This is a genomic window from Cryobacterium gelidum (assembly GCF_004403985.1).
Lineage (GTDB): Bacteria > Actinomycetota > Actinomycetes > Actinomycetales > Microbacteriaceae > Cryobacterium > Cryobacterium gelidum.
Map to the genome: position 1 here is coordinate 1 of NZ_SOHL01000007.1, position 13779 is coordinate 13779.

11 protein-coding genes and 2 pseudogenes are annotated in these 13779 nt (G+C 63.2%); 9 read left to right on the plus strand and 4 right to left on the minus strand.

Annotated features, from left to right (window positions below):
* Positions 1-401: 401 nt before the first annotated feature.
* Positions 402-1451: a LacI family DNA-binding transcriptional regulator gene (locus E3T50_RS03960; protein WP_134550694.1), complete on the minus strand. Its 1050-nt coding sequence runs from the start codon at positions 1449-1451 to the stop codon at positions 402-404.
* A 192-nt stretch (positions 1452-1643) separates the two neighbouring features.
* Between E3T50_RS03960 and E3T50_RS03965 the strand changes: the two genes are divergently transcribed.
* From E3T50_RS03965 to E3T50_RS03980, 4 genes are all read left to right on the plus strand, one after another.
* Positions 1644-2903, plus strand: a complete 1260-nt coding sequence (locus E3T50_RS03965; protein WP_134550695.1) for a sugar ABC transporter substrate-binding protein — start codon at positions 1644-1646, stop codon at positions 2901-2903.
* Between the two features lie 4 nt (positions 2904-2907).
* On the plus strand, positions 2908-4002 hold the full coding sequence (locus E3T50_RS03970) for a carbohydrate ABC transporter permease (protein ID WP_134550696.1): 1095 nt from the start codon (positions 2908-2910) through the stop codon (positions 4000-4002).
* The gene (locus E3T50_RS03975; protein ID WP_134550697.1) at positions 3999-4907 is read left to right on the plus strand and encodes a carbohydrate ABC transporter permease; all 909 of its coding nucleotides are present in this window, start codon (positions 3999-4001) and stop codon (positions 4905-4907) included. The genes E3T50_RS03970 and E3T50_RS03975 overlap by 4 nt, the downstream gene beginning before the upstream one ends.
* A gap of 85 nt (positions 4908-4992) precedes the next feature.
* The gene (locus E3T50_RS03980; protein WP_338145332.1) at positions 4993-6990 is read left to right on the plus strand and encodes a glycogen debranching N-terminal domain-containing protein; all 1998 of its coding nucleotides are present in this window, start codon (positions 4993-4995) and stop codon (positions 6988-6990) included.
* Positions 6991-7050: 60 nt separating this feature from the next.
* Here E3T50_RS03980 and E3T50_RS03985 read toward each other — a convergent pair whose 3' ends face one another.
* Together E3T50_RS03985 and E3T50_RS16720 are read right to left on the minus strand one after the other, a co-directional pair.
* Complete coding sequence (locus tag E3T50_RS03985; RefSeq protein ID WP_134550699.1) at positions 7051-7485, minus strand: nidogen-like domain-containing protein; 435 nt, start codon at positions 7483-7485, stop codon at positions 7051-7053.
* A gap of 24 nt (positions 7486-7509) precedes the next feature.
* On the minus strand, positions 7510-7635 hold the full coding sequence (locus E3T50_RS16720; protein WP_255454261.1) for a hypothetical protein: 126 nt from the start codon (positions 7633-7635) through the stop codon (positions 7510-7512).
* A 32-nt stretch (positions 7636-7667) separates the two neighbouring features.
* On the opposite strand from E3T50_RS16720, the pseudogene E3T50_RS03990 reads away from it, so the two are divergent.
* A pseudogene (locus tag E3T50_RS03990) lies at positions 7668-8234 on the plus strand (IS30 family transposase); the annotation flags it as partial.
* Positions 8235-8557: 323 nt separating this feature from the next.
* A pseudogene (locus E3T50_RS16545) lies at positions 8558-8758 on the plus strand (PKD domain-containing protein); the annotation flags it as partial.
* An 84-nt stretch (positions 8759-8842) separates the two neighbouring features.
* Here E3T50_RS16545 and E3T50_RS03995 read toward each other — a convergent pair.
* Positions 8843-9853: a LacI family DNA-binding transcriptional regulator gene (locus tag E3T50_RS03995; protein ID WP_134550701.1), complete on the minus strand. Its 1011-nt coding sequence runs from the start codon at positions 9851-9853 to the stop codon at positions 8843-8845.
* Between the two features lie 230 nt (positions 9854-10083).
* Between E3T50_RS03995 and E3T50_RS04000 the strand changes: the two genes are divergently transcribed.
* The 3 genes from E3T50_RS04000 to E3T50_RS04010 are packed head-to-tail and all read left to right on the plus strand — an operon-like array spanning position 10084 to position 13779.
* Positions 10084-11619: a sugar ABC transporter ATP-binding protein gene (locus tag E3T50_RS04000; protein WP_134550702.1), complete on the plus strand. Its 1536-nt coding sequence runs from the start codon at positions 10084-10086 to the stop codon at positions 11617-11619.
* Positions 11616-12659 (plus strand): ABC transporter permease, encoded by a 1044-nt coding sequence (locus tag E3T50_RS04005; protein WP_134550703.1) that lies wholly within the window; start codon positions 11616-11618, stop codon positions 12657-12659. The genes E3T50_RS04000 and E3T50_RS04005 overlap by 4 nt, the downstream gene beginning before the upstream one ends.
* On the plus strand, positions 12652-13779 hold the full coding sequence (locus E3T50_RS04010) for an ABC transporter permease (RefSeq protein WP_198417943.1): 1128 nt from the start codon (positions 12652-12654) through the stop codon (positions 13777-13779). The genes E3T50_RS04005 and E3T50_RS04010 overlap by 8 nt, the downstream gene beginning before the upstream one ends.

The following is a 13779-nucleotide window of genomic DNA, read 5'->3' on the forward strand; positions in this document are numbered from 1 at the left end:
GGCAGCGCTCGGGACTGAGGCTTCGCTGGCTCAGATCGGCTGTGCTGTACACCCACGGCAGCTGGTAGATCTCCACGGCCGGCTCCGCGAACAACCTGTTACGACGCATGCCGATATTGTCGATTATGTCAACAAGTAGAGTGGTTATTACCAAATTTTGCTCTTGGGCCCCGGTTGATATTGAGTGCCCATTCCCGAAATATGCATCTGACCAAGTGTCTTGCTGAATCAAATTAGTAATCGCGCCCTGGGTCGGGTGCACGCGGGACGTGTTTGACCCATTGGGAACGCNTCGCGCCCTGGGTCGGGTGCACGCGGGACGTGTTTGACCCATTGGGAACGCCCATTGACTCTGTCGTTATTTGGGTGCCCCGCGAGACACCGACCGAGGCCAAACCAGCTCACGCCAGCACCTCCATCGGGATCGCCGCGAACGCTCGCGTGACCAGCCGGGGTCTGATCATCTGGTACCGAGGCTGCAGTGACTCCGGCGCACCGTGGATTTGACCACCGAACTCGCCGGTCAGAAGATCAAGCACGCCCGCGGCGACCTCTCCCACCGACTGGTCCACGCTCGACAGCCCGATTGCGGCAGCGACCGGTGTGTTGTCGTAGCCCGTCACCGGCACCCGCTCAGGGTTGGCGATCATCGCTCCCAGGGCCAGCGAGTCGCTCGCGCAGAGAACTGCGTCCAGCGGCCCAGCCCTGCGTCGCAGGTCCTGCATCGCAGCGGTACCCTCGGCCACACCATCGACGGTAACCACCTCGAGCTTGGTCAGGTCAGCCTCGGTCACGTCGCCGCGTTCGTGCATCGCATCGTGCCAGCCGCGGCGCCGGTCATCGCCGGTATCCGCCGAGCTGGGCCAGCCAATGTAGCCGATACGCCGCGCGCCGGCATTCTGCGCCGCCCGGGTCGCCTCATGCAGCCCGGCCCAGCCATCCACATCTACCCAGAGGTGCTGCGGGTCGCTCACGTCGTCGGTCCCCCAGGGCCGCCCAAAGGTCACGAAGGCGATCTTGTTCTCGATCAGCCACTTCGTGCGGGGGTCGCCAGCAAAAGTGGAAGTAAGCACGAAGCCGTCCACGTCGGCCCCGTCGTTCAGTCGCTGCAACTGGATGATCTCGTCCTCAGGGCTGGTCGCGGTGAACAGCAATACCCGTAAACCCTGTTTGTCGGCCTGCTCGGTCAACGCGTGCAAAAACCGATCCAGCACAGACCCCGATATGCCGTCGATCATCGGATCCAGCCGGATGCCAATGGTGGAGCTGCGTCGGGTACGCAATCGCCGCGCCGAGGCGTGCGGGCGGTAGCCCAGCTGCGCGATCGCAGCCTCGACCCGTTCGCGCGTATCGGCGCGCACAATGCCGGGCGAGTTCATCACATTTGAAACGGTCTGGCGGGAAACGCCTGCCGCGAGTGCAACATCCGTCACCGTAGGCATCGAAGCCATAGTCGATCCTCCCCACGAACCTCAGAATGCATCGATCCAATATTGGATCTCCACAGGCTACCGCTTTTGCATTGGCTGAAGCCTCACCGCATTGGATCGATCCAAGAAATTATTTGATCGATCAAATAAAGTCAGCTACTGTGAACACCACACAAGATGTGCGCACCGTAGCGCGATAGAAGGAGCATCAAGATGCAACGACGCAACTCCCGCTTGCTGATCGGCGCAGGTCTCACCGTGGTCGGTGCCCTCACCCTCAGCGCGTGCGGTTCCGGATCCGGTTTCAGCAGTGACTCCGCCACCACCGGAGGCGAACTCACCAGCGACTCCTCCCAGGGTCTCTCGGTTCTGATCGGCTCAAGTGGGGACGCCGAGACCGCTGCCGTCAACGCCGCCGTGGCCGCCTGGTCCAAGACCTCCGGCACCAACGCCGAGGTCAGCGTCGCGAGCGACCTCAATCAGCAGCTCGCCCAGGGCTTCGCCGCGCAGAAGCCTGCCGACGTGTTCTACCTCTCGACAGATGCCCTCGCCGGGTACGCGTCGAACGGCTCGCTGCTCGCATATGGTGACAACCTGGCCAACAAAGACGACTTTTACCCCAGCCTGGTCAGTGCCTTCACCTATGACGGCGAGTTCTACTGCGCCCCGAAGGACTTTTCTACCCTGCAGCTGCTCATCAACACGGATCTCTGGGCCCAGGCCGGGCTCACGGATGCCGACATCCCCACCACCTGGGACGAGCTCGCGACGGTGAGCGCAACGCTGACCACCGGCTCCCAGGTGGGCCTCGCCCTCGGCAGCGAATACGCCCGCCTGGGCGCGTTCATGGCCCAGGCCGGCGGCAGCCTGATGAACGAGGACAGCACCGAGGCCACCGCAAACAGCCCGGAGAATGTTGCGGGCCTCGAATACGCGCAGACGCTCCTCAACGACGGCGTGATGAGCTATGCCAGCGAGATCGGTGCAGGTTGGGGCGGCGAGGCGTTCGGAAAGCAGTTGTCCGCCATGACAATCGAGGGTAACTGGATCACCGGCGCGATGACGAACGACTTCCCCGACGTCAACTACACGGTGGCCGAACTGCCGGCAGGTCCAGAAGGCAAAGGCACCCTGCAGTTCACCAACTGCTGGGGCATCGCCGCCGACAGCCCCAACCAGACCGCGGCCCTGAACCTGGTGGAACAGCTCACCAGTAAGGACGCCCAGCTAACCTTCTCCGAGGAGTTTGGCCCGATGCCCTCGATCATGTCGGCCGCCGCCGAGTGGAAGAGCGCCAACCCCACCCTGGTTCCGTTCCTGGACGGCGCGGACTACGCCCAGGGCGTGCCCATTGTGAAGGGCGCCGCGGATGTCGTGAGCGACCTGAACGCACAGCTCGAGTCACTCAAAACCGGGAACGCGCAAGCAATCCTCGACTCCACGCAGAAGAACCTTCAAGCGCTACTGAAGTAGCCCCATGTCGATGCCTGCACGCACGCCTCACCGCTCCGGCATCCGGGGCGGTGAGGCCGCCTCGGGGTGGCTCTTCACAGCCCCGATGATCATACTGCTCGGGATGTTTTTGGTCATCCCGGTGCTGATGGCCCTCTGGGTCAGCTTCTCCGACTGGAACGGTCGCGGCAGTCCTTTTTCCGGCTCCGTTGCTTTTGTGGGCTTGGACAATTATTCCGCTCTCGTCGGCGGCGGCGGCCTCGCCGAACAGGACTTCGGCACAGCGTTGCGCAACAATGCCTGGTACGTCCTTCTGGTCGTGCCGATCCAGACGACGCTGTCCCTGTTCTTGGCCGTTTTGGTCAACCGGCAGATCTTGCGCGGCCGCGGCTTTTTCCGCACCGCGTTCTATTTCCCGTCGGTCACCAGTTCTGTGGCCATCACGGTGCTGTGGCTGTTCCTGTTCAGCGCCAGTGGCGCCGTCAACAAACTGCTCTCATTCATCGGCGTCAACGGACCGAACTGGTTCAACGACCCTAGCGGAGTGCTGCACAACATCTTCGAGGCGTTGGGCGTCGAGACGGGCCCCGCCGTCCTCACCGGCAACTCGTTCCTCGGTATCTCGTTCTGGGAATGGCTGGCCGGGCCATCCGTTGCCATGAGCGCCTTCATTTTAATGGCCGTGTTCACCACGAGCGGCACGTTCATGCTGTTGTTCATCGCCGCACTGCAGAACCTCAGCGGAGATGTCGTCGAGGCCGCCATAATGGACGGCGCCAACGGTTGGCAACGGTTCTGGCAAGTCACCCTCCCCCAGCTGCGGCCGACCCTCTTCACCGTGCTCACTCTCGGCCTGATCGGTGCCTGGCAGGTTTTCGACCAAATTTATACCGGCACCCAGGGCGGGCCAGGCAAGACGACACTCACCCCGGCCTATCTCTCCTACCAGGCCGCCTTCACCAACCAGGCCTGGGGCCAGGGCGCCGCGATCGCGTTCATCCTGTTCGTGATCATCGTGGTCTTTACCCTGTTTCAACGGTGGCTACTGGCCGAACGCACGGTTTCCGCCCGGCGGATGCGCTTGTACCTGAAAACCCCAACCTCCGGAGGTTTCAAATGACCACCACCGTGAGAACCCGCATGCGCCTCAGCACCGCCTCCCAGCGACTGCGCAACCTGAGCCGGCCGCAGCTACCCACCAGCGTGATCGCCGGCCGGTCGCTGCTCTACGCGATCCTGATCGTGCTCGCGTTGATCTACATCGCTCCCTTCCTCGTGCAGGTCGCGACCTCCTTCAAAACGGATGTCGAAGCAGCCACCAATCCCATCTCACTGCTACCGCAGACCTGGTCGACGTCCGCGTACGAGAGGTTGTTCCTCAACTCGGACTTCCCGATCTGGTTCCAGAACTCCGCGATCGTCACGGTCTTCGTCACGCTCGGCCGCGTGTTCTTCAACTCTCTGGCGGGCTACGCCCTAGCCCGGCTGCATTTTCGAGGCCGCAATGTGATCTTCGCGCTGCTCATCGCTGTGATGAGCGTGCCCGGGGTGGTGCTGCTGATTCCCAAGTTCCTGGTGATCAACCAACTCGGCATCTACGACACCTATGTGGCCATGATCGTGCCGCTGCTCACCGACGCCGCGGGCGTCTTCATTATGAAGAACTTCTTCGAATCGATCCCGGCAAGCGTCGAAGAGCAAGCACGCATCGACGGGGCAGGCAACTTCCGAGTGTTTTGGTCGATCGTGCTGCCGATGGCCCGGCCGGCCCTGGTTACGATCATCATCCTGTCGTTTCAGGGCTCCTGGAATGAGCTGTCGCACTTCATCGTGGCCACGCAATCGCCCGAATTGACCACACTCACCAAGGGAGTGGCCTCGCTGGCCTCCGGGCAGCTGAGCCAGGGGACCCAGTACCCGCTCAAGCTCGCCGCGGCGGCGATCATGACCATCCCGGTCGCGGTGATGTTCTTCATCTTCCAAAAACGCATCATGAACACCACTGACGGCGCTGTGAAGGAGTAGTCGGCGCCGTCCGTTTTTTCCCCCAGATCACACCACAACACCTTGGAGTCGTACCTCACTCATGTTCTCTCACCCTGTCCAGCCGTTGCTCCATAATTCCGCCATTGTTTTGGCCGCGCCAACCCAGGCATGGTCCGGGTCCGACGGACGCACGACGCTTCCTATCCATGGCCTTTACCACTCCGACACCCGTGTCCTCTCCGGCTGGAGCCTTCGGGTCGGCGGGTCTGCGGGCGAACCGATCGGCTCAGCTGCTCGCGGCGCTGGCGAGATGACGTTCAGTGCGCTGCTGCGCCACCTTGACGACCGCACCGCCGACCCGCGGTTGCGACTGGAGGTTACCCGCAGGGTCACGGCCGGCCACCTGACCGAGAGCATCACTCTTATTTCCGGACTGCAACACGCGATTGACACGACTGTTTCCGTGCGCCTGGTTCCCGATTTCGCGGACATGCAGATCGTCAAGGCCGGCCTTGGTGGCGGCGCTCAGCTAGTCACATCTGGGACAGCCGACCTACCCGAGGCGCCGGTCATCACCGTGAAAGAGACGGGCACCGGCATCCATCTGACCACCCCGACCGTAGCTGCTCTAGTGAGCCTGAGCCACGACGGTGTGCCGAGCACTGCTGCCACAGAAGTTGGCGGCGACTGGTCGGTTACCGTGCCCGCCCGCGGCAGCGTCACCGTGCAGTGGACGATCGATATCGAGCACTCAACGACCGTGGTTCAGGCGGCCTCGGGCCTGCCCGAGTGGGCCGGGGTATCGGTGAGCTCCGGCGACGCACGCCTGGACCGCTGGGTGCAGCGCGCACTCGACGACCTCTCCGGCCTGCGAATGGCAACGACGGCACGGCCGGATGAGCCATTCCTTGCTGCCGGCGCCCCTTGGTTCTTCACCCTGTTCGGCCGAGATTCACTCTGGGCTGCCCGGTTCCTGCTCCCCCTCGGCACCGAGATCGCGGCCTCCACTCTACGGTTACTCGCCCAGCTGCAGGGCACCCGGAACAACGCCGAGACCGCAGAACAGCCCGGCAAAATCATGCACGAGCTGCGGCCCGCCGCGTTCACGATCCCCGGCGAAGACATGTCGCTACCGCCGCTCTACTACGGCACCGTCGACGCCACTCCCCTGTGGGTCTGCCTGTTGGCCGACGCCCACCGCTGGGGCATGGCCGACGCCGAGGTCGAGGCCCTCCTGCCACACCTCGAAGCAGCCCTGGCCTGGATGCGCGACTTCGGCGACAGCGACGGTGACGGATTTCTCGAGTACGTCGACAGCACCGGGCACGGGCTCGCTAACCAGGGCTGGAAGGACTCCGGTGACTCCATCCAGTGGCGTGACGGAAGCCTCGCCACTGGGCCTATCGCTCTCTGCGAGGTCCAGGCATACGCCTACCAAGCCGCGATCGATGGCGCCGGCCTGCTCGACGCATTCAACCGGCCCGGTGGCGACACCTGGCGCGCCTGGGCCGAGGAGCTTAAGACCCGGTTCCGCCAGTCATTCTGGATCGACTCCGCGCAGGGCCGCTACCCGGCTGTGGCCCTGGACGCGTTCAAACGCCCGGTCGACACCGTCACCAGCAACATCGGCCACCTCCTCGGCACCGGCTTGCTCTCCGCCGAAGAGTCCGCCCTCGTCGCTGCCCGTCTGGTCTCTCCCGAACTCAACTCCGGCTTCGGCCTGCGCACCATGTCCACCGACTCGGCCGGGTACTGGCCGGTGAGCTACCACGGCGGCTCGGTCTGGACCCACGACACCGCGATTGCCATCGCCGGGCTCGGCCGCGCCAGTTTCGGTGCCGAGGCAGGCGTTTTGATCACCGGTCTGCTCGCAGCGGCCGAATCGTTTGACTACCGGATGCCCGAACTCCACTCCGGCGACGCCTCCACAGCTGTCACCGCGGCGGGGTCCTACCCTGCCGCCTGCCGCCCGCAGGCCTGGTCCGCTGCGGCTGCAGTGTCCGTGCTCAGCACCGTGCTGGGCCTCGAACCGGACCCGGTAACGGGCGAGGTAACGTCCACTCCCATCAGCCCCGCTATCGTCGGAACCGTCACGCTAAATGGCCTGGCCGCCACTCTCTGAGTCGGCTGAGGTCCGCCTTCGCTCACCCTGTCAGCGGGTCAGCCGATGACGGCGACCATGTCAATATCTTGATGAAGCCCCACCGGAATCTTCCGATGGGGCTTTTTCACACCCCAAATCCTCGCCGGCCGAACCGCCGCTCGCGCTTTCCACTTCCCACTTCCCACTTCCCACTTCCCACTGGATCTTGTCGTAGTTGAACACGATGTCGAATGCACCAGCCCCCTTGTCCGACCTATCGACGAGAAGGAGCTGGAACGAGTTGAGTTTGTCTGTGCCACCGGAGTAGTAGCCGACGTTGACCCAGTTCACACAGAACGCGTTGTGGCCGTCAAAAACGGTCTCGCCATAGCCGTATCGAACAAGATCCGATTCGCCTCCCCTGGTGTCGACATCAGCGAAGGACGGCGCGATGATCGGCGTGCTCGCCGCGATGAGTCCGAACGGAGTGAACGTCGACAGCGGACCATCGAAGGTGACGTTCCCATTGTGCACCCAGAGGTGATCGTAGGTCGCGCCCTAGAAATCGACATCGAACGGAAGATCAACCTGCCCGCTGTACGAGTCGTCATTTGCGGGAATCGCGTTCTCGCTACAGGCGGCCGAGTCGATGATCGCAGCGCCACCTGCGGCGATTGCAGACATCGGGCTGACTCCAACAGCCAGCACACCCGTTACTCGCACGAAATCTGGGGCGCCCCACGTCGACGATTAGCCATGAGTTGCGGCGCAACTCACACCCGACAACGCGCAGCTACCGGCCATATGCCGCTTAGAAACGTTGCGTGATCAGAGCGGGCCGGCCCAAGCCGAGCAAGCTCGACGACCGGCTGTTTGCCGCTGCCGTGGAGGAGCGGTTGCGGAAGAACTGGAGTCCACAGCAGATCAGTGACGATCTCGCGGTCGTGTTCGCCGGCCAAGGCGAGATGCAGGTCTCCCACGAGTCGATCTATCAAAGCCTCTACGTTCAAAGCCGTGGTTGCGTCGGAGTTCACCTGCACCGGCACCCGCGGCGGGGCCGGTCAGCGCGGAAACCGCGGGCCACGCAGCTGAACGCGGCGGGTGAAATTCGCGACAAAGTGATGCTGAGCGATTGGCCCACAGAGGCCAATGACAGGCTGGTCGCCGGTCATTGGGAGGGTGATCTGATCGTGGGTTCGGCGTCGGGATCGGCGATCGCGACGTTGGTTGAACGCACGACGCGGTTCGTCGTGTTGGTGCACCTGCCCAACGGCGCTTCCTCGGAGCGAAGTCGCCAGAGTCCTTCCACTTCAAGGCGCGGGGGCACCGGATTATGGCGGATGAAATCGTCGAGCTTTTCAGCAAGCCGGTGCTGCCTTCCTTCGTGATCAAGCCGCAGCAAATCGTGACCCGCTCGCCGTTCGTTTCCGGGCGCTCAATGCATTTCAACGCAGCGTGGCCCGGAAGCGACGTGATCATGACCCTGATCTCGCCAAGTGGCGTCCGGTACGACCGCTCCAACACTCGTGAAGCCGTTCACGGGAACGGGCCCACTTATGAGTACTTCGATATCGACAACCCCGAGCAGGGCACCTGGACGGTGGCGATGTTCGGCGCTGACGTGGATCCACTCGGCGAGCCCGTCAGCTATACCGCCGCCGACCAACCAGTCCCGAACGTCAAGCCGACCGCCTCGTTCACAACCTCCGGATCCGGCACCACGTACCGCTTCGATACCTCCGCGTCGACAGACCTCGACGGCTCGGTCGAGGAGTACTTGTGGGACTTCGGTGACGGGGCGACAGCGTCAGCTCCGACAGCGGAGCAGAGCCCCCCGTGTGCTCGCACGCACAAAGATGCCAGGCGCAAGCACGACGGTCCGATGCAGCCCTCAAGCCCCGGTGGACTCGCGAACGACCAATTCGGGCTGAAACACGATATGTTCGGGCTCAAACGTGTCGCCGACCTCGGCCTCGCGCAGCAGCAGGTCGACTGCGGTGTAGCCGATCAGCACGCTCGGCTGACGGATCGACGACAGCGGCACCACGGCCGCAGCGGCGAAAGCGATATCGTCGTAGCCGATCAGGGCGATATCGCGCGGCACGTGCAGCTCACCGCGCATGTTGAGCGCCTGCAGCACACCGATGGCGAGCAGATCGTTGGCGGCAAAGATGGCATCGGGACGGTCACCGGGTGCCCGCTCCAACACCAGCTCGCCGGCGGCACGGCCGGCCAGCACCGAGAGGGCATCGGTTTCGATGACTTCCAGAGACACCGACGGATGTTTAGCAACGGCTTCCCGCGCACCCTCCAGCCGATCGACCACCTGCCGAATGCTGATTGGTCCGCCAACGAAAGCGATACGAGTCTTGCCGATGGACACCAGGTGATGCGCAGCGAGGCGCCCGCCCGCAACGTCGTCGACGGCGACGGAGGAAAAGCTACGGTCCTCCGTCTGGCGATCGACCAATACGGTCGGTGTACCGCGAGCGCGCAATCGGGTGAGTCGGTCGCCGACGTCACCAAGCGGTGAGATCAATACTCCGTGCACACGCTGTTCCTCGAACAGGTCGAGGTAAGCGGCCTCACGGGCGAGACTGTCGTCGGTGTTGCCGAGTAGAACTGCGAGCCCCTCTTCGGTTGCTCGATCTTCGGCACCACGGGCGACATCGGTGAAGAATGGGTTCGCGACGTCGAGCACGATGAGCCCTAGGCTGCGACTCCGACCGGCCCGCAACTGACGGGCGGCGTCGTTGCGTACGAAGCCGAGATCGGCAATGGCAGCTTGAACTCGCGCGACCGTGCCCGGCGACACTTTTTCGGGTCGGTTCAACACGTTCGACACCGTACCCACCGATACGCCGGCGGCGGCGGCGACGTCGTTGACGCTGATCGATGCCACACTGACTCCCTTTTCGCTGGGACGCCTCCGGCGGCCCAGCCCTCAGCCTATTGGCCATAGGCGCCCACAATGAAACGAATCAACACAGGTGGCCGAGTTTCATGTCAATTGGGAAACGATGATGGAAAGTGCTGTTGACGATCAGGTGGCCGCCACCCTAGTATTCACTGAGTAGCCGAAATGAAACGATTCATTCAGGCATTTCCTCGACGCGGAGGCACGACCTCGAAATGATCAACACTCCCGAACCGACCATCGGACGGTCGATTACACCGCTCCTGTCATTGCGCGGGGCGGCCAAAGCATTCGGCCCGGTCATCGCCCTCGCCGACGGCGTGGTCGAGATACTCCCCGGTGAGATTCACGCCTTGGTCGGCGAGAACGGTGCGGGCAAGTCCACCCTGGTCAAGATTCTGGCGGGGCTTTACAGCCTGGACGCCGGCGAATTTCTGGTTCGGGGGAAGCCGGTGACCTTTCGCACTGTGGCCGACAGCAAGGCTGCCGGCATCTCCGTTATCTATCAGGAGCCGACGCTCTTTCCCGATCTCACAGTCGCGGAAAACATCTTTATCGGGCGACAGCCCAAGAACGCACTCGGCCTGATCAACCGGTCGGCAATGCGCAAAGAGGCTCGTGCCCTGTTCGAGCAGCTCGGCGTGCGCATCGATCCGGACCGCATCGCCGAAGGACTCTCGATCGCGGACCAACAGATCATCGAGATCGCCAAAGCGATCTCCCTCGATGCGAACGTGCTAATCATGGACGAACCGACGGCGGCACTCTCCGGCCTCGAGGTGGAACGACTCTTTCAAGTCGCACGGGCCCTGCGCGCGAACGGCGCGGGCATTCTGTTCATCTCGCACCGGTTCGACGAGGTATTCGCGCTGTGCGACCGCATCACGGTCATGCGCGATGGCGAATACATCACGACCCACCAAACCAACGAGGTGACCTCGCCCCAGATCGTGCGTGAGATGGTCGGTCGGGACGTTGGCGCCCTATTCCCCAAGGTGGTCGCCGAGGTCGGAGAGACCGTGCTGAAAGTGTCTGACCTTTCGCGCACCGGCGTCTTTGCTGATATCAGCTTCGAGGTCAAGGCCGGCGAGATCGTGGCACTGGCCGGCCTGGTGGGTGCCGGTCGCACGGAGGTGGCTCGCGCCATTTTCGGTATCGACCCCTACGATCACGGCTCAGTAGAACTGCACGGCGCTCGCGTCAAACCGAACAACCCGCAGGCGGCGATCGACGCCGGCATGGGTTTTGTTCCCGAGGACCGCCGGAAGCAGGGACTCGTCATGGACCTCTCGGTGGCACGCAACGCCGCCCTCACGCTGCGCAACCGCCTGTCGCGTTTCGGCCTCATCAACGCTGCAACCGAGCGCCGCGCGGCGGAGGATTGGACGACCCGCCTGCAGGTGAAGACGAGGTCCCAGGAGTACAAGGTCTCCACCCTTTCCGGCGGCAACCAGCAGAAGGTCGTGTTGGCCAAATGGCTGGCCACCGAGCCGACGTTCCTCATCGTCGACGAACCCACGCGTGGCATCGATGTCGGCACCAAGAGTGAAGTGCACCGTCTACTGTCAGATCTCGCCGGGCGAGGCATTGCCATCCTGATGATTTCCAGCGAACTGCCCGAAGTCCTGGGCATGGCCGACCGAGTACTGGTCATGCACGAGGGTCGTCTCACCGCCCAACTCGACCGAGCGGATGCGACAGCCGAGTCGATCATGCACGCGGCAACCGCAAAACTGGAGCGCTCACGATGACCATCGGCACCTCGCCACCCGACACGGCCGGCACCGCGATGCGGCGCACCTCGGGCGTACTGGCCTCCGTGCTGCGCCTCCGGGAGCTTCCGGTCACGCTGGCCCTTATCGCCCTGGTCGCCCTGACCTATCTGGCCAATCCGCTCTTCCTCGGCCAGCAGGGCATGAAAGACCTGCTTCTGAACGCGACGATCGTCATCATCCTCGCCGTCGGGCAGGCGATGGTCATCATCACCCGCAACGTCGACTTGTCGGTGGGGTCGATCCTCGGCATCGTTGCTTTCAGCACCGGAACCCTGTTCGTGGCCGTTCCGGGTATTCCGATCGTGCTGATTTTTCTCTCGGGAATGGCGCTCGGTGCCCTGCTCGGCAGCGTCAACGGTTTTCTCGTAACCGTCGCCAAAGTTCCGTCGCTCGTCATCACCCTCGGTACCCTGTACATTTACCGCGGTCTCAACAATGCGTGGGCCGGTGGTACGCAATACTTCGCCGGAGACCGGCCCGACAGCTTCGGCGCCCTGTCCGTCGACACCATCGCCGGCTTTCCCCTGATCACCCTGATCGCAATCGTCGTCGTCATCATCATCGCAATTTTCATGGCGTCCACGCGACCCGGTCGTGATTTGTGCGCCATCGGCTCCGACCCGGAAGCGGCCAAACTGTTCGGTATCCCGGTCACTCGCCGCGTGCTCCTCGCCTTTCTCAGCAACGGCGTGTTAGCCGGTCTCGCCGGCGTGCTCTACGCCAGCCGGTTCAACTCGGTTGGAGCGACGACCGGAACCGGCCTCGAATTCGACATCATCGCCGCTGCCGTCGTCGGCGGCGTTGCGATCTTCGGCGGCAGCGGCACCGTTGTCGGAGCCGCCATCGGCGCGCTGCTGCTGACCACCATCACAAGCGCCCTGACCGCCATACGTGTCGACAAATTCTGGCAGCAGGCCATTGTCGGCCTGCTCATCCTGGCCGCGATAGTCATTGATCGAATCGCGCGCATTCGAACAGCGAAGAAGCTCCGACACAGTGAGGCACGCGATGTCTAATCCGCCGACCGAACTGCTCCCGACCGCGACGAACAAATCCGGAACCCGCTCGGCCGGGGTACCGACCGCCCGCGGTCGCACCGGAATCGCCCGCATTCTGCTTGGCCGCGACACGGTCATGATCTACGCGCTCATCGTGTTCATCATCTACGCCGCGCTGTTCATTCCGCGGTTCTACAGTCCTGTCTCGACCGGTTTTCTACTCCTGGACGTAATTCCAGCCCTGCTGATCGCCCTACCGATGACGCTCATCATCATCACCGGCGAGATCGACCTTTCAGTGGCTAGCATCGCCGGTCTCACAAGCGCACTGATGGGGGTACTCTGGGCAGCTGGCCTCGATATCGGCCTTGTGCTCATCATCAGCCTGCTCGCCGGAGTGCTCGCCGGGGCTTTCAACGGTCTGCTCGTAGCGGTTCTCGGGCTGCCCTCCCTCGCTGTGACCATCGGCACATTAGCGCTGTTTCGCGGCCTGGCGCTCGTCGTCATCGGCGACAACGCGGTGGCCAATTTTCCGCCGGCACTCACGAGCTTCTTCACCTCTAAATTGGGCGGCACCGGAATACCGACGGTCATGATCGGCGTGGTTCTGGTCGCGATCATCTTCGGCGTGGTGCTGCACCTCACTCCATTTGGTCGTGGCCTGTTCGCCCTCGGGTATAGCAAGGAAGCGGCCATCTTCGTCGGCATCAAGGTGGTGCGGGCCAAATTCTGGCTCTATGTCGCGTCTGGCTCCGTCTCGGCGCTGGCCGGAATCTATTGGACCTTGCGCTATTCGAGCGCCCGCAGCGACAACGCCAGCGGCCTCGAACTCACGGTGATCGCTGCCGTGCTGCTCGGCGGAGTCTCCATCTTCGGCGGCAAGGGATCGATTCCCGGTGCCATCGCCGGAGTGCTGCTGATCGGAACGATCAACTTCACGTTACGGCTGGGCCGCACCTCCGACGTGGTGCTCATCATCGTTACCGGTTCCCTGCTCATCGCCTCCGTGGTGGCCCCCAGCATTATCGACGGCATCACGAAATGGCTACATACCCGGCGACACCGCCGCACTCTTCCCCAGGCACCGGCCTCGGGAGCAAACCGCGCCACAGCATCCGGCGTTCAGGAAGGGAAATGA